The following is a 14,860-nucleotide window of genomic DNA, read 5'->3' as shown; positions in this document are numbered from 1 at the left end:
AGTACAGGTCACACCACGCCGCCGCGCGTGATCGAGAGGGGCCACGGTGGCGCCGCATCGGGCAGAAATGGGAGCCCACACCCAATGCACCGCGTGGCCCGCCACTGTGCGCTCTGCGGCACATGCGTTGCCTTTGTCGTTGATGTGCGAAGACGCTTTTCACCTGTGCCAACGCGGCGCACCGTAGCGTAGTGGCTCGCATCACGTCGTAGGAAAGCACATGAGCAGATCCAACCAGATTCCCTCGGCGCACGACCACGCCGAACACCGCGATCAAGTGCAGCATGACCAGGCGCAGCACGAGAAGAAAAAGCAGGACGCACTGCAGGACGAAGCGGTGGAAGAAACCTTCCCGGCCAGCGATCCGGTGTCCCCGTTCGTGCCGGCCAAGCCGCTGGACTGAGCCGATTGCCAGCGCTTGACGGCTGTACAAAACGCAGACGGCGCGGTCGAAGATCGCGCCGTCTGCGCTTATGCCATCTATGCACTCACGGCGTAAGCACCACCTTGCGGCAATCGTCCTGCTTCTTGTCGAACAGTTCGTAGCCACGCGCTGCTTCAGCCAGTGGCATGCGGTGCGAAATGATCGAGCTTGGCTTGAGCTGACCGTTGCCAATGCATTCCAGCAGATGCGGCATGTGCTTTTGCACATGTGTCTGGCCCATCTTGAAGGTCAAGCCCTTGTCGAACGCATCGCCAAACATGAAGGCGTGGATGAAGCCGGCATACACGCCCGGCACGCTGACCACACCGCAGCGACGGGTTGCGGCGATGCACTGGCGGATCGCCACACCGCTGCTGCCTTCCAGTTTCAGGTTGGTCAGTGCGGTTTCGATGGCGCTGCCTTCGGCCTCGAAGCCGACCGCCTCGATGCTGGCATCGACGCCACGGCCATCGGTTTGCGAGACGATCACATCGGCCGGGTCGTCGATCTCGTCGAAATTGATCGGAATCACGCCATAGGCCTTGGACGCAAAATCGAGCCGGTATGCGTGCCGGTCGACCATGAAGATGCGCTCTGCGCCCAGCATGCGGCAGCACGCCGCGGCCATCAGGCCGACCGGGCCCGCACCGAAGATGGCGACGGTGGAGCCCTGTTTGACGCCTGCATCGACGACGGCCTGATACCCGGTCGGCAGGATGTCGGACAGGAACAACACCTGCTCATCGTGCAGCGCATCGGGAACCACCAGCGGGCCGACATTGGCCTTGGGCACGCGCACGTATTCGGCCTGGCCGCCGGACAATCCGCCATACAGATGGCTGAAGCCGAACAGCGCGGCGGGCGGGCGCATGTCCTTGTGATTGAGCGCTGCGCCCTTGCCGGTATTGGTGGTTTCGCACGCGGAAAATTCCTGCAGCACGCAGTGGAAACAGCGCCCGCAGGCGACCACGAATGGAATCACGACCCGGTCGCCCGGCTTGACCGCCGTGACATCCGGGCCCACCTCTTCCACGATGCCCATGAATTCGTGGCCGAGAACGTCGCCTGGGCGCAGGTCGGGAATCTTGCCGCGATACAGATGCAGATCAGAGCCACAGATGGCAGTGGCAGTGACGCGCAGGATCAGGTCGTCGCGTTCGACCAAGAGTGGGTCTGGCACGGTTTCGACGCGTACATCGTGTGAACCGTGATAGTTGAGGGCAAGCATGTCTGTCTCCTGTGGGCAGTGGGACGCGGCAGCGCACTGCAGTGTTCGTGCAGCGGCGTTAAGCCCGTCAGCACGCTGCGTGCGCGTGGTGTGGACGTGCCCGACCGCCGACGCGGCGTTGATGCGCAGGTCACGCCTGGATAACCCCCGCGCTCGCAGGCTCGTATGACGCGCTGGGAGGCAGCCACGCCACCTGCGCAATCCATGCGAACCCGACAATCAACGACCACCAGACGCGACGAAAGCGCGCGATCAACAGGAGACAGCGATGGGACTTTTCAAGATGGTGACCGCCGGCGCGGTTGGCTATGTGGCGTACAAGGCCTGGCAGCGTCGACAGGGGCAGGCGGGCGATCCACAGAATCTACGCAGCACCGTACCCACGGTGGTCGGTAGCACGCCGCCTCACGGCGACCCATTGCGCGACAGCGTGGGCGATGCCCGCGACCGCAAGCAGGCGCTTGGTGCGCTGGCAGTGTTCAATGAGAACGAGCGCACGCTTGCGCAGTTGGCGGTGGTCAAGGGTGTGGAAGGAGAGGTGCTGGCCTTCGCGCGCAAGATGGACGAAGCCCACAGCGCTGCGTTGACGGACCTGAGCCGGTTTGCGCCGGATCGCAATGGCACGCTGGGCCAAGCCGCTGCTGCGGGCGCCGAGGGCGTGCGCAAGCGCCTGCAGGACCTGCATGGGCAGCAGTTTGAATCGCAGTACCTGCAGGCCAGTGTGGACAGCCACGAACAGGCGTTGGCCTTGCTGGACACGCAACTGAGCAGCGAGCCGGGCTCCAGCGATCTGGGCAAAGAGTTGCAGCGTGCACGCGAAACCATCGCCGAGCATCTGGAACATGCCAAGGCGCTGCGCGCCAAGCAGGGCCGGCCCCACTGACCACAGGTCGCCAGACAACGCGTCGAGGCAGCAGCTCTGGTAAACGGGGTGCCGCCGGCCTCGCAACCGACTCACCGGTTGTCCTTTAGGGGAGATCGCCATGGGCGAACCACAGGATGCAAATCGTCAGCCTACCGATATGCACAATGTGAGCATCAGCGAGGAGTGGGAATTGCAGTACTGGGCGCGCGAACTAGGGATGTCTGAAGACGATCTCAAGCGCGCGGTGCAGGAGGTCGGCAACGTGACGACCAAGCTGCGCGCCTATCGGCCACCGCACTGATGTTTTTGCAGGAAGTAGAACAGGCAGCGAAATGCTGCCTGTTTTTTGTGCGCTAGCGATTGCGCAGCACGGGGCTTGCTGTCGGGGCCGAAGCCACATTTCATGCCATGCACGTCGTACCCGTCAGCCGCAGGTTGGTTGGGTTTGCCCCGCCACGCATCCGCAAGGCAACCAGCGCTTCCCAATGCAGTCGTTTCACAGTGCTTCCGGCGCTGTCTCGAATCCGGCCGCCTGCCGCTGCCACAAACTGTCGAACACGCCACCGCTGCCGCGCAGTTCCGCAGGGCTGCCGTCTTCGACGACGCGGCCGTCCTGCAGCACCACGATGCGATCGAAACCGATCACCGTGGATAGGCGATGGGCGACCGCCAAGACGGTGCGCTCGCGCATCAGGTGATCCAGCGCAGCTTGAATTTCCGCTTCCGATTCGGTGTCCAGTGCCGAGGTGGCCTCATCCAGAATCAGGATCGGCGCATCCTTGAGAAAAGCGCGGGCAATACCCAGCCGTTGCCGTTGTCCGCCCGATAACATCACCCCGCGCTCGCCCACCTGGGTGTCGTAGCCGTCGGGCAATTGCCGGATGAAGCCATCGCAGAATGCATGCCGCGCCGCCTCGTGCACCTCGGCATCGCTGGCATCGGGACGTCCGTAGCGGATGTTGTCGCCGATGCTGCGATTGAACAACGCAGTTTCCTGCGGCACCACCGCAATCTTTTCGCGCAGGCTGTCCTGGCTGACCCCGCGGATGTCCTGCCCGTCGATCAGCACGCGCCCGGATTCCACATCGTCCAGGCGCTGGATCAGGGCAATCAAGGTGGATTTGCCGGCACCGGAGGGCCCCACGATGCCCACCTTCTGGCCGGCGGGGATATGCAGGTTCAATCCCTCCAGCACCGCGGCGCGCTCGGGATAGGCGAAACGCACCTCTTCGAAACGCACATCGCCTTCGGCCAAGGCCAGCGGCACGTCCGCATCGACGATGGCGTGCGGTTGCAGGATGATCTGCAAGGTATCGGCAATGGCGCCCAGTTGCTGGGTGGTGTCCACCAAGGTCAGCGCCAGATCGCGCGAGCCATGCAGGATGCGGAAGGTCAGCGCACTGACCAACACCACATCGCCTGCACTCACTGCACCGGCGCGCCACATGCTGATGGCCCAGATCAGCATGCCGCCGGCCATCAGCGACAGGCAGATGTCGTGAATCACCCGCGCCTTTTCCACGTACATCCAGCTGCGCCGATGCGCCACGGCCTCGTGACCGATCTGCTCGGCCAGCCGCGCGCTTTCGCGATCGCGCGCAGCGAAGGCCTTGATCGTCCACACGTTGGAAACCGCATCCACCAACTCGCCACCCACCCGGGCGGCCTGCGCGGCAAAGCGCTGGTGCTTGGCGCGGCCGCGAATGCCGAAGCTGGTGATGATGGCCGCCACGATCGCAATGAAGCCGACCAGCGTGGCGGCCATGCGCCAATCCACCGTCAACAGCAGCACGATGGCGCCGACGAAATCCACGATGGGCGGCACGATCTTCCACGCCAGTCCACCGAAGATCTGCCCGGCGGCACTGCCGAGCGCAGTGATGCGGTTGCCCAACGCACCGGCAAAATGCTCGGTGAAGTAGCGCATCGGGTGGCCGGTGAGATGGCGGAACAAATCCACGCGGATGTCCACCACGCTGGCCACCACGGTGCGGCAGCCCAACCAGCCGCCCAGTCGCCACAGGAGGTTTTCCACTGCGATCAGGCTGATGAACAGGCCAAGCGGCAGCCACACGTTTGCCTGGCTGCGTTGGTCGGTAGCCATTGCGTCCACCAGCATTTTCATGCCGTATTGCACCGACACCGCGCAGCCGGCCGCGCCCACGATCAAGAGCAGCAAGCCGCTGAAATGCCACGGCCGTTGGCCGATGTAGTGCCAGAGAAACCGCGCCGGCGTGTCCGGCAACAGGGCGGAGTGGGCGGACGTACTCACGTGGCGATGTCGGCCAGCGCGAACTGCGGTGCGCGCAGACCGAAACGGTCGTGTTCGTGGCGCAGTTGATCGGCCAGGCCCTGGTGCACCGGTCGCTCGCCGTGCTCGTCCGCATAACCAAGCAAACCGGTGGGGCAATGCCGGTCATTGTCCCAACCGGGGTAGTCCAGCACCGGATACAGGCAGATGCCTTCCATCGCCACGCCGTGTCGCATGGCCAGTGCAACCTCGTTGCCGACGTGATCGAGCCAGGGGGCGCGTTGATCGGCTTCGGCCCCGGTTTCGGAGACGATCATCGGGCGGCGATAGCGCTGCCAGAATTCCAGCATGATGGTCGAGAACGGGCGGTGGTCGGGCGAGTTGCGCAGGATCGGCACGCCGCCCAGATACCACTGATTATCAGAGTAGTAGTTGAGGCCGATGATGTCAAGATACTCCGGCGCACCGCCGAGGCCGGGCCACTGTCTGCCGCAGATCATGTCCCAGGCTTCGAACTGCGCCAGCCGTAGGCGCTCTGCTTCGCGACGCGGGCCGGGCCGGTCGTTGGAGGGCACCACATGGATCGCTGGGTCCACCTGCAGGAAGCGTGCGCGCGGATCCACCTGGCGTATCGCGTCGATCGCGGCGATCGTGGCGCGCACCAATTGATGCTTGAGCTCGAACCCACGCCCGAGCGCCATCGGGTGCATGCGCGCGTGATCGCCCCCATTCCATGCCCAGAACGAAATCTCGTTGAGCGGCGCGTAGAACGGCGCCGCGTCCGAGGCGTCCTTGACGCATTGCGCGGCGGCGGCGGCAAAGCGTGCGAAGCGGTCGACGAACTGCGGCGTCCAGATGTCCACATCGTCCGGCCAGCCGTAATGGCACAGATCCCAGATCACCTGCGTGCCCACGCTGTTGGCCGCGTGCAGCATCGGCAGGAAGCTGGACCAGTCGTAGTGGCGGGGGCGTTGCTCGATCAGATGCCAGCGCAGGCCATCGCGCGCGGTGCGCAGGCCATGCCCCGACAACGCTGCGTAGTCCTTGGCGGCCCAGCGGTCGTGCCTGGTGGCGGCAATCAGGTCGAGCCTGCGCCCGTCACGGCGGCGGTGGGTCGAGCACTCGAACCCCGCCATGAAAAAACTCTCGAACAGTGTAGGGGTATGCATCCAACATCCTGCTGCGCGCGCCGCTGGGGTGCAGCGATGCGTCGATGACTGCCCCGCAGCGACGGTGCTGCAGGGCGGGGCGTGCGTGGTCAGACCGCCAGCTCGGCGCGACGTTGTTCGGCGTCTTCGATGCGCTTGTACAAGGCCAACGCCTGGCCAACCACCTGATCCATGTTGTAGTACTTGTAGGTACCCAGCCGGCCGAGGAAGGTCACCTTGGGCGTCTCGGCGGCCAAGCGCTCATAACGTCGATACAACTCGGCGTTCTCCGCGCGTGGAATCGGATAATACGGGTCGCCCTCGGCCGAAGGATACTCGCGGGTAATGCTGGTCTTGGGATGTTGCTGGCCGGTGAGGTGCTTGTATTCGGTGATACGCGTGTAAGCCACCGCTTCGTCCGGATAATTGACCGTGGCCACCGCCTGGAAGTGCTCCTGGTCCAGCGTGCTGTGCTCGAACCTGAGCGAGCGGTACGGTAGCTTGCCGTAGCAATAGTCGAAGTATTCGTCCACCGGCCCGCTGTACACCAGGTGGTCGTACTCCAGCTCGTCGCAGATCTCGCGGTAGTCGGTATTGAGCATCACCTTGATGTTGAGGTGATCGAGCATGCGCTCGAACATGCGGGTATAGCCGTGCAGCGGCATCTGCTGGAAGGTGTCGGTGAAGTAGCGGTCGTCGTCGTTGGTGCGGGTCGGCACGCGCGAGGTCACCGACTTGTCCAGCTGCGAGGGATCCAGCCCCCACTGCTTGCGCGTATAGCCGCGAAAGAAGGTTTCGTAGAGTTCGCGGCCCACCTGATTGATCACCACATCTTCGCTGGTCTGGATATCGGCCACCGGTTCGGCGCGGCTTGCCAGGAACGCGGCGGCCTGTTCTTCGCTGCTGAGTTGCAGGCCGTACAGACGGTTCAACGTGGTCATGTTGATCGGGATCGGGACCTGTTGCTCGCCCACCTGCGCAAGTACGCGGTGCTCGTACGGGCGCCACTGGGTGAAGTTGGAGAGGTAATCCACGATGCGCTGCGCGTTGGTGTGGAAGATGTGCGGACCATAACGATGGATCAGCACGCCGGCATCGTCATGGAAATCGTAGGCGTTGCCGCCGATATGCGGGCGACGGTCCACCACCAGCACGCGCTTGCCGAGGCCGGCGGCCAACCGTTCGGCCAACACGCTGCCGGCAAACCCGGCGCCGACGATGAGGTAATCGAAACCGCGCCGTGCGTTGCCGCGCGTGCGACGGGCGGCCAGCGGCGCCGCGGCCGGCGGGTTCATTGCGTCCAAGACAGTGTCTCCTTCATCAGATCGTAGGTGTGGTCCCAGGACATATCGCCCAGCACGGCGTCAGCGCGGTCGAGCAACTGCTCGCGATCGGCACTGTCCTGCAACGCGGCTTCGCAGGCGGCGACGAATGCGTCGGCGGTCGCGGCAATGCGCACCACGCCGGTGTCGCCGTAGGTGCGCACCACGTCGTGGATTGGCGTGGACACCACCGGGCAGCCGCCAGCGAGGTATTCGGGCGTCTTGGTCGGGCTGATGAAGCGGGTGGAGGCGTTCATCGCAAACGGCATCAATGCCACCTCCCAGCCGGAGAGATACCCGGGCAATTCGTCGTAGGTCTTGCCGCCCAGGTAGTGGATGTTGGCGGCCTGCGGCAGCTCGGAGGGGTCGATCTTGACCACCGGACCGATCATCACCAATTGCCAGTGCGGCCGCTGCGTCGCGATCACACGTAACAGCTGGACATCGAATCGTTCGTCGATGACACCGTAGAAGCCCAGCCGTGGATGAGCGATGCCGGCCTGGTCGTCGGGCTCCTGCTGCGGCGTGCGCGCGGCGGCGAAATGCGCCACGTCCACGCTACTAGGAAATGCGTGCGCGTTGGCGTGCAACGCGCGTTTTGCTTCCCAAATGCTGTAGCCGCCGGTGAACACCACATCGGCGCGCTGCAGCAGGGCGCGCTCGCGTTGTACCAGTTCCGGCGGCGCACCACGAAAGGCCGACAGCTCGTCCATGCAGTCGTAAATGACCATGCGTGCAGGCAGATGCGCACTGAAGCTCTGGCTCATCGGCGTATAGTACCACAGCAACAGATCGCGCACGCCAAGCTCGGCCAGGTAGCCATCCAGCAAGCGGCGTTGCACCTGCACGGCATCTTCGCCCTCACACCCGGCGGGCAGGCGCGGCACCAGGACGTGCACGCCGTGCTCTTCGCCGCGCACCTTCAGCCAGGGCTCGGCGGCATCGCAGGCGATGGGCTCTTCCCAGAACAGCACATTGGCATCGCGTGCAAAACGCGACATCAGGTGTTGCGGGCGCTGATAGACAAAACTCCAGCGCAGATGCGACAGACACAACAGCGTTGGCCGCGTCGGATCGAACTGTGGCGTGCTGTCGGATGGAATCGCGCGGCGGGTCTTGCCGATCGCGCATTGGAACTGACCAGCCCAACTCATGGAATGCCCTCGTGGAAAGAAATGGGTGGTTGCGCATCACGCGCGGGAGAAACCATCGGCGACCACCAGCGTGCGCACCGGCTCGCTGCGACGGCGCGTGTCCGGGCCGGGCGACAGCCGGCGCGCTGGTGCCGGCAGCTCGCGCGCACTGTCGCGCTCTGGCACGACCTCCGCGCTACGCTGGCGCGGCAGACGTGAACCGGCGTAGCCATCCGGATGCATCGACTGCCAGCGCCAGGTGTCGCGGCACATGCGGTCCAGGTCGTATTCCGCGGCCCAGCCCAGCAGCCGGTTGGCCAGCGCAGTGCTGGCGAAGTACACCGCCACATCGCCATCGCGACGCGGCGCGATGTTCAGCGGAATGCGCCTGCCACTGGCGCGCGCGAACGCGGCGGCCACCTCGCGCACGCTGTAGCCGCGCCCGGTGCCCAGGTTGACCACCAAGCCCTTGCGCTCGCGCTGCAGGTAATCGATGGCATCCACATGTGCGCGCGCCAGGTCCATCACATGCAGATAGTCGCGCACGCCGGTACCGTCGTCGGTCGGGTAGTCGTCGCCGAAGACCTGCAGTGCCGCGCGACGCCCCACTGCCACCTGTGCGATGTAAGGCATCAGGTTGTTCGGCATTCCTTGCGGATCTTCGCCCAGATACCCACTTGGGTGCGCGCCCACCGGGTTGAAGTAGCGCAGCAACGCCGCGTTGAAATCCGGCCACGCGGTGCTAAGGTCGCCGATCATTTCTTCCATCATCAACTTGGTGCGCCCGTAGGGGTTGATTGCCTTCAGCGGCGCGCTTTCGTCGATCGGGCTGCGGTTGGCATCGCCATACACGGTGGCCGACGAACTGAACACCAGATTGCACACCTTCGCGGTCCGCATCGCGCGCAGCAGTGCCAGCGTGCCGGTGACATTGTTGTTGAAGTACAGCAGCGGCTCGCGCACCGATTCGCCAACGGCCTTGAGCGCGGCAAAATGCAGGACGGCGTCGATGCGCTTGCTGATCAGCAAATCGGCAAGCTCGGGCGCACGCACATCCATGCGATGAAACTCCGGGCGAAATCCCATCAGATGCTGCAGATGGTCCAGCACGCGCTCGGAGGAGTTGCTCAAATTATCAACAATGCACACCTCGTGCCCACGCCGCGCCAGTTCCACGCAGGTATGCGAGCCGATGTAGCCAGTACCACCAGTGACCAAAATTCTCATTGCCGTCTGCCTCATAGGGGCGCTACTGCGCGGGCCTGACCATGGCGCGGATGCACCACGTCGCATGCGTCGATGCGTGTGGGGTGATGTCGTCGCGCCAGCAGTGGGTTCGCACCTGCGCCACGCAGGCGTGGCGGGCAGCACTGTTTCGAAGAGGGGTCGTGCATCACGTTCCAACGTCACCTACGGTAGGAGGCCGACCGTGAGCGCAACCGCAGCAATGGGTGTGTGCGACGCGAGCGCAACGTTGACCGGAAGCTCACCTCGGCTGTGCGTTTTTCGCGTTTTTCGCAATACGCCCGGATGCGTGCACGGGCAAGCAAACGCGACATGGCATGCGCTGATGAGTGCTGAGGATCCACATTGAAAATCGAGCCAATAAAAAGCCCGCGTCGCTGGTCAGCGACGTGGGCATGGCAACAATCAGAAAGCGTTACAGCGTGACTGCGCCGCCAGAGATGGTCAGCAAGGTGCCCGATGTGTAACTGGCGGTGTCGGCCGCGAGCATGACGTATGCCGATGCCAACTCGACCGGCTGACCCGGGCGCCCCATGGGTGTTTGCCCGCCGAAGTTTTCCACCGATTCTTCGTCCATGCCGGAGGGAATGAAGGGTGTCCAGATCGGGCCCGGCAGCACCGCATTGACGCGGATGTTCTTCTCCGCCAGCACACCGGCCAGGCCGATGGTGAGGTTAGCCAGTGCGCCCTTGGTCGCGGCGTAGGGCAGGATGTTGGGCGTCGGCTTCTTCGATTGCACCGAGGCAGTGTTGATGATGGAGCCGCCGTCGGTCATCAATGGCACCGACAGGCGCACCAGATTGAAGGCCGCATGCACGTTGGTATCGAACGTCTTGCGCCATTCGTCCAGGGTGATGTCCTCGAAGGTCTCGAAGTACTTCTGGTAACCGGCGTTGTTGACCAGAATGTCCAGGCCGCCCAGCGTACTGTTGACCTTATCGATCAAGGCGGCTGCCTGGCCGGGGTCGCTGATGTCGCATCCCACCAGCAGCGCCTTGACGCCGGCCTTTTCGATCAAAGCGCCAATGCGTGCCGCGTCCTCCTGCTCATCGGGCAGAAAGGCAATGGCCACATCGGCGCCTTCGCGCGCATAGGCGATGGCCACCGCAGCGCCGATGCCGCTGTCGCCACCGGTGATCAATGCGCGCTTGCCCTTCAACTGGCCGTGGCCGACGTAGCTGTCTTCGCCATGGTCCGGGCGCGGGTCCATCTTCTCGGTGCGGCCGGGAAAGCTCTGCTGCTGTGGCTTGAAGGGCGGGCGTGGATAGTTGGGTACGGGCATCGTGGTCTCCTGGCAGTGGAAGTCGTTGGTTGCACGCCAGTGTGGTCATGCAAGCGTAAACATCCGGGCTAAACGATGTGCGCGTGGTGTGTGTTGCGCGGGGCGCTGTCCGTGGCAGTCGACGATCGCGAGGCAAGCAGAACAGCGCGGTCGCATGCAAACTTCATGCGGTTTTGCCCGGGACGCTCGATACTGCGCGCATCGTCAGGAGGTCACCCATGTTCTTGCGTCGTAACGGGCTGTCGTTGTGTCTGCTTGCGTTGACTATTTTCTTCATCGGTTGCCAGGTCTATGCCGGGCTGCATGCGTATAACGACGAATTGCGCGAGCAGGGGCAGCCGACGCTGCTGCTGTCTGCGTATCTGCACAGCCCGCATTTCATGTCGGCATTGTTCGAAAACTGGGAGAGCGAATTCCTGCAGATGGGCATGTACGTGTTGCTCACCGTGAAGTTGCGGCAGGTGGGCTCGGCCGAATCGCGCCCGCTCGATCCTGCTGAAGAAAGCGTTGAGATCAAGCCCGGGACCACTCCGTGGCCGGTGCGTGCCGGCGGGGTCTGGCGACGGCTATACGATCACTCGCTGGCCATCGCGTTCGGGGCATTGTTCCTGATGAGCTTTGCGCTGCACCTGGTTGGTAGTTGGCGGCTGGAACTGCTGGAGCGTGCGCAGAAGGGCTTGCCATCGATCACGGTCTTCGAGCATTTCACCAGCGCATCTTTCTGGTTCGAATCGATGCAGAACTGGCAGAGCGAGTTCCTGGCGGTGTTCTCGCTGGTGGTATTGACCATCTGGTTGCGGCAGAAGGATTCGCCGCAGTCCAAGCCGGTCGAGGCGCCGCATTCGCAGACCGGCGGGTAAGGCAGCTTGAACCTGTCGCCGGGCGGCGAGGCGGGCGCGGCCGGGCCTGTGCTCGCCAGTGTGGGACGTGCATCGCCAGGATGCACTTCACGCCACCACCGGGCTTCGTTCACCACCTCGCAATGTCTGCGCGCCTAGCGTTGGGGCATTACGACCACGCAGGAGATCAGCATGGGCAGCGAACCGAAAAAGCCATGGGGACCGGAAGACGATCAGAAAAAGCCGTTTACGCCACAGGAGCGTCGTAACGAGGATGTCGAATGGAAGGTGCATGACATGCCTGACGAAGACCCTGACGTCAACAAGGCCGATCCCGAACACGACTACGAGCGACCGGACGGATCGGAAAGGCGCTGAATCAAGCAGTCAGTCTCGCGAAAGCGCCCGCATTGCGGGCGCTTTTCGTTTGTCTCAATGCAGCTGCCGCAACGCGTTGCAGCCTGCCCGCGCCCACGCGCCGCACGATCCCCTAGTGATGATGGTGATACCCCACGTCAGCGGCGATCTTGCCGCGGAACACGCGGTACGACCACACCGTATAGCCGAGCACCAGCGGCAGCAGTATCACCAGGCCCACCATCGGAAAGATCTGCGAGGCCGCCTGCCAAATGGTGTAACTCGGCGGCACCAGATACGGCCACATGCCCAACACCAGGCCGGTGAAGCCCAGCACGAAGATCGCCAGCGTCAACAGGAAAGGCATAGCGTCGCTGCGCGAGCTATCGCTGCTGCGCCAGAGCGCGAGCGCGACGCATGCAGTCACCAGCGGAATCGGCGACAGCCACCAGAAGTTGCCGTGCTCAAACCAGCGCGCCATCACATGCGAGCTCAGGAACGGCAGCCACGCGCTGACCAGCACGAGGAAGGTCACCACCACGCCCACCAGTGGCTTGGTCAGTTGCCGCGCCAGTGCATGCGTGCGCCCATCGGTCTTGAGGATCAGCCAGGTGCTGCCGAGCAGTGCATAGCCGAACACCAGCGCAGCACCGGTGAGGATGGTGAACGGGCTGAACCAGCCGAACACGCCGCCGGTGTAGCGCCCGTTGTCCAATGGCATGCCTTCCACCAGCGCGCCAAGGATGATGCCTTGCGCGAACGCGGTCAGGATCGATCCGGCGATGAACGACAACGTCCACAGCCGACGCGAGCGCTGCGCCTTGAAGCGGAATTCGAACGCCACCCCACGAAACACCAGCGCCATCACCATCAACAGCACCGGTAGATACAGGCCGGACAGGATCACCGCATACGCCGTGGGAAACGCAGCGAACAGCCCCGCGCCGCCAAGCACCAGCCAGGTTTCGTTGCCGTCCCAGATGGGCGCGGCGGTGTTCATCATCAGGTCCACTTCCTGTTCGTCGCGCGCGAACGGCGCCAGCATGCCCAGCCCGAGCACGAAGCCGTCCAGCACCACATACATCAGCACACCGAAACCGATCACGCCAAACCACACCACCGGCAACCAGTCACTCAGTTCCATGGCGTGTTCTCCTGTTCCAATGATGTCTCTGCTGCAGACAGCGGGCGTGCCGGGGTGTGTTCGCCACCGGCCACATCCGGCCCGTCGCGGCTGGGTTGCGGCCCGGCACGGACCAGCTTGGTCAGATAAAAGATGCCGAAGCCGAAAACGAACGCGTAGCCCAGTAGATACACCAGCAGCGATACCGCCACTGTCGCAGTCGATTGCGGGCCCACCGCATCGGCCGTACGCAACAGCCCGTACACCACCCACGGCTGGCGCCCGATCTCGGTGACGAACCAGCCGGCCACCAGCGCCATGAATCCAGCCGGCAGCATGACGTTCCATGCCAGGATCAGCGGCCTGGCATGCAGGCGTCCACGCCACCACGCAATGGCCGAGATCCACGCCAGCAACAGCATTGCCATCCCCAGGCCCACCATGATGCGGAAGGCAAAGAACACTGGCGCCACCGGCGGCCGTTGATCGCGCGGCACCGACGTCAGCGGCGTAATGTCGCCGTCAGCGCTATGGGTCAGGATCAGGCTGCCCAGGCGTGGGATGGCCAGCTCATAGTCGTTGCGCTCGGCCTCGGCGTTGGGCAACGCAAACACCACCAACGGCACGCCGGCGCCATCGCCTTCGCTGTGCCAGTGCGCCTCCATCGCGGCGACCTTGAGCGGCTGGTGCTCCAGCGTGTTGAGCCCGTGCTGGTCGCCCACCAGGACCTGGATGGGCAGCACGATGGCGGCAAATGCCACCGACAGGCGCAACATGCGGGCGCCGGCATCCACATGCAGCCCTTTGCGCAGATAGTAGGCGCCGACGCCGCCAACCACGAAGCAGGTGGTGATGAACGAACCCAGCGCCATATGGACCAGCCGATACGGAAACGACGGGTTGAAGATGATCTGCATCCAGCTGACCGGTTGCACGATGCCGTTGACCATCGCGTAGCCATGCGGGGTATGCAGCCAGCTGTTGGACGACAGGATCCAGAACGTGGACACCAGCGTGCCGATCGCCACCATGCAGGTGGCGAAGAAATGCAGGCGTTCGGAAACCCGGCCCCAGCCGAACAGCATCACCCCCAGGAAGCTGGCTTCCAGGAAGAACGCAGTGAGCACCTCATAACTCAGCAGCGGGCCGATGACACTGCCGGCGATGAGGCTTAGCTCGGGCCAGTTGGCGCCGAACTGGAAGGCCATGACGATGCCGCTGACCACGCCCATGCCGAAGGACACCGCAAAGATCCGCAACCAGAAAAAGTACAGCCGCTTCCAGGCCTCGTCGTGTGTGCGTAGCCAGCGCCATTCCAGAAAACCGAGCAGGTTCGCCAGGCCGATGGTGAAGGCCGGAAACAACACATGGAACGAAATGACGAAGGCGAACTGGATACGAGACAGCAGCAGCGCTTCCACAGGTGTCTCCTATTGCCTTGCGGTATGCGGCGGCGGCGCCACGACGGCCGCGGCGTGGGATGCCAGCCGGGCGAGGGCAAGGCGCAGCTTGCGCCTGCAGCGTGCGCGCAGCGGGCACATGAGTACGCACGCCGCCATTGCGTGCGGTCACGTGGTGCCATCAACAAGCCTGCGCCCATCACACGCGGAAAAGAGTGAACTGGTGCACCGTGCGCTACCTTG

The 14,860-nt window shown here is 63.8% G+C and carries 14 protein-coding genes; 5 read left to right on the top strand and 9 right to left on the bottom strand.

What is annotated here, in order from left to right; all coding sequences use genetic code 11:
• Nucleotides 1-220: 220 nt before the first annotated feature.
• The gene (locus FLG15_RS18600; RefSeq protein WP_057678044.1) at nucleotides 221-403 is read left to right on the top strand and encodes a hypothetical protein; all 183 of its coding nucleotides are present in this window, start codon (nucleotides 221-223) and stop codon (nucleotides 401-403) included.
• Between the two features lie 85 nt (nucleotides 404-488).
• On the opposite strand, the gene FLG15_RS18595 is transcribed toward FLG15_RS18600, so the two are convergent.
• On the bottom strand, nucleotides 489-1,652 hold the full coding sequence (locus FLG15_RS18595; RefSeq protein WP_057678043.1) for a zinc-dependent alcohol dehydrogenase: 1,164 nt from the start codon (nucleotides 1,650-1,652) through the stop codon (nucleotides 489-491).
• Between the two features lie 268 nt (nucleotides 1,653-1,920).
• Here FLG15_RS18595 and FLG15_RS18590 point away from each other — a divergent pair, with 268 nt between their 5' ends.
• Both FLG15_RS18590 and FLG15_RS18585 read left to right on the top strand, forming a co-directional pair.
• Nucleotides 1,921-2,535, top strand: coding sequence for a DUF4142 domain-containing protein (locus FLG15_RS18590; protein ID WP_057678042.1), 615 nt, complete (start codon nucleotides 1,921-1,923; stop codon nucleotides 2,533-2,535).
• Nucleotides 2,536-2,635: 100 nt separating this feature from the next.
• Nucleotides 2,636-2,818: a DUF3606 domain-containing protein gene (locus tag FLG15_RS18585; RefSeq protein WP_057678041.1), complete on the top strand. Its 183-nt coding sequence runs from the start codon at nucleotides 2,636-2,638 to the stop codon at nucleotides 2,816-2,818.
• A 195-nt stretch (nucleotides 2,819-3,013) separates the two neighbouring features.
• Here FLG15_RS18585 and FLG15_RS18580 read toward each other — a convergent pair whose 3' ends face one another.
• From FLG15_RS18580 to FLG15_RS18555, 6 genes are all read right to left on the bottom strand, one after another.
• Nucleotides 3,014-4,789 (bottom strand): ABC transporter ATP-binding protein, encoded by a 1,776-nt coding sequence (locus FLG15_RS18580; RefSeq protein ID WP_150147030.1) that lies wholly within the window; start codon nucleotides 4,787-4,789, stop codon nucleotides 3,014-3,016.
• Entirely contained in the window at nucleotides 4,786-5,937 is a 1,152-nt protein-coding gene (locus tag FLG15_RS18575; RefSeq protein ID WP_150147027.1) for a glycoside hydrolase family 1 protein, read from the bottom strand. The genes FLG15_RS18580 and FLG15_RS18575 overlap by 4 nt, the downstream gene beginning before the upstream one ends.
• A gap of 89 nt (nucleotides 5,938-6,026) precedes the next feature.
• A complete protein-coding gene (glf, locus tag FLG15_RS18570) occupies nucleotides 6,027-7,211 on the bottom strand; it encodes a UDP-galactopyranose mutase (protein ID WP_057677582.1) in 1,185 nt (394 codons plus the stop codon).
• Nucleotides 7,208-8,392, bottom strand: a complete 1,185-nt coding sequence (locus FLG15_RS18565; RefSeq protein WP_057677581.1) for a glycosyltransferase family 1 protein — start codon at nucleotides 8,390-8,392, stop codon at nucleotides 7,208-7,210. The genes glf and FLG15_RS18565 overlap by 4 nt, the downstream gene beginning before the upstream one ends.
• Before the next feature lie 36 nt (nucleotides 8,393-8,428).
• Nucleotides 8,429-9,598, bottom strand: a complete 1,170-nt coding sequence (galE, locus tag FLG15_RS18560; RefSeq protein ID WP_150147024.1) for a UDP-glucose 4-epimerase GalE — start codon at nucleotides 9,596-9,598, stop codon at nucleotides 8,429-8,431.
• Between the two features lie 433 nt (nucleotides 9,599-10,031).
• Nucleotides 10,032-10,898 (bottom strand): SDR family oxidoreductase, encoded by an 867-nt coding sequence (locus tag FLG15_RS18555; RefSeq protein ID WP_008577702.1) that lies wholly within the window; start codon nucleotides 10,896-10,898, stop codon nucleotides 10,032-10,034.
• A 218-nt stretch (nucleotides 10,899-11,116) separates the two neighbouring features.
• Here FLG15_RS18555 and FLG15_RS18550 point away from each other — a divergent pair, with 218 nt between their 5' ends.
• Together FLG15_RS18550 and FLG15_RS18545 are read left to right on the top strand one after the other, a co-directional pair.
• Complete coding sequence (locus tag FLG15_RS18550) at nucleotides 11,117-11,758, top strand: DUF6766 family protein (protein ID WP_057677580.1); 642 nt, start codon at nucleotides 11,117-11,119, stop codon at nucleotides 11,756-11,758.
• Between the two features lie 147 nt (nucleotides 11,759-11,905).
• The gene (locus FLG15_RS18545; protein ID WP_170922355.1) at nucleotides 11,906-12,115 is read left to right on the top strand and encodes a hypothetical protein; all 210 of its coding nucleotides are present in this window, start codon (nucleotides 11,906-11,908) and stop codon (nucleotides 12,113-12,115) included.
• A gap of 112 nt (nucleotides 12,116-12,227) precedes the next feature.
• On the opposite strand, the gene cydB is transcribed toward FLG15_RS18545, so the two are convergent.
• Both cydB and FLG15_RS18535 read right to left on the bottom strand, forming a co-directional pair.
• Nucleotides 12,228-13,238 carry a cytochrome d ubiquinol oxidase subunit II gene (gene cydB, locus FLG15_RS18540; RefSeq protein WP_150147022.1) on the bottom strand — a complete coding sequence of 337 codons (1,011 nt, stop codon included), beginning with the start codon at nucleotides 13,236-13,238 and terminating at the stop codon, nucleotides 12,228-12,230.
• A complete protein-coding gene (locus FLG15_RS18535; RefSeq protein ID WP_150147019.1) occupies nucleotides 13,229-14,638 on the bottom strand; it encodes a cytochrome ubiquinol oxidase subunit I in 1,410 nt (469 codons plus the stop codon). Before FLG15_RS18535 ends, cydB begins: the two co-directional genes overlap by 10 nt.
• Nucleotides 14,639-14,860: the final 222 nt, after the last annotated feature.

Source organism: Xanthomonas phaseoli pv. dieffenbachiae (assembly GCF_008639345.1).
GTDB lineage: Bacteria > Pseudomonadota > Gammaproteobacteria > Xanthomonadales > Xanthomonadaceae > Xanthomonas > Xanthomonas phaseoli.
Note: the sequence above shows the minus strand (reverse complement) of the source record. Positions and strands in the feature narration are given on the sequence as shown.

Coding starts and splice junctions, on each gene's coding strand:
- FLG15_RS18575 (WP_150147027.1), bottom strand. CDS start 5,937: ATGCATACCCCTACACTGTTCGAGAGTTTTTTCATGGCGGGGTTCGAG.
- FLG15_RS18585 (WP_057678041.1), top strand. CDS start 2,636: ATGGGCGAACCACAGGATGCAAATCGTCAGCCTACCGATATGCACAAT.
- FLG15_RS18555 (WP_008577702.1), bottom strand. CDS start 10,898: ATGCCCGTACCCAACTATCCACGCCCGCCCTTCAAGCCACAGCAGCAG.
- cydB (WP_150147022.1), bottom strand. CDS start 13,238: ATGGAACTGAGTGACTGGTTGCCGGTGGTGTGGTTTGGCGTGATCGGT.
- galE (WP_150147024.1), bottom strand. CDS start 9,598: ATGAGAATTTTGGTCACTGGTGGTACTGGCTACATCGGCTCGCATACC.
- FLG15_RS18595 (WP_057678043.1), bottom strand. CDS start 1,652: ATGCTTGCCCTCAACTATCACGGTTCACACGATGTACGCGTCGAAACC.
- FLG15_RS18590 (WP_057678042.1), top strand. CDS start 1,921: ATGGGACTTTTCAAGATGGTGACCGCCGGCGCGGTTGGCTATGTGGCG.
- glf (WP_057677582.1), bottom strand. CDS start 7,211: ATGAACCCGCCGGCCGCGGCGCCGCTGGCCGCCCGTCGCACGCGCGGC.
- FLG15_RS18550 (WP_057677580.1), top strand. CDS start 11,117: ATGTTCTTGCGTCGTAACGGGCTGTCGTTGTGTCTGCTTGCGTTGACT.
- FLG15_RS18565 (WP_057677581.1), bottom strand. CDS start 8,392: ATGAGTTGGGCTGGTCAGTTCCAATGCGCGATCGGCAAGACCCGCCGC.
- FLG15_RS18600 (WP_057678044.1), top strand. CDS start 221: ATGAGCAGATCCAACCAGATTCCCTCGGCGCACGACCACGCCGAACAC.